The following is a 250-nucleotide window of genomic DNA, read 5'->3' on the forward strand; positions in this document are numbered from 1 at the left end:
TGGGGGATCGGCCCTCACCTCAGGCTAGCCAGTCCTCGGCGTCTAATCCTGCACAGCGCTAGCTGCGATCGCCACAGTGATTGCCCGAGGCAGGCGATGGGCGAACCCGGCGGCCAAGCGGTTCGCCCAGCCGGACACCACGCTGCCGGGCGTTCCGCTGCGGTCCAGGGCTTTGATAGCGGTCTCGACAACCTGCGATGGCATCTGCATGCGGCCCACCGCGGCAGACTCGCTTCCGAGCACCTCGAAG

The 250-nt window shown here is 67.6% G+C and carries 1 protein-coding gene; it reads right to left on the minus strand.

Annotated features, from left to right (window positions below; genetic code table 11):
• Positions 1-42 precede the first annotated feature (42 nt).
• Positions 43-250: hypothetical protein (locus SB679_RS25585; RefSeq protein WP_410705174.1), on the minus strand; the 208-nt coding region annotated here is incomplete at its 5' end.

This window comes from Chryseobacterium sp. SIMBA_029, assembly GCF_046535275.1.
Classification (GTDB): domain Bacteria; phylum Bacteroidota; class Bacteroidia; order Flavobacteriales; family Weeksellaceae; genus Chryseobacterium.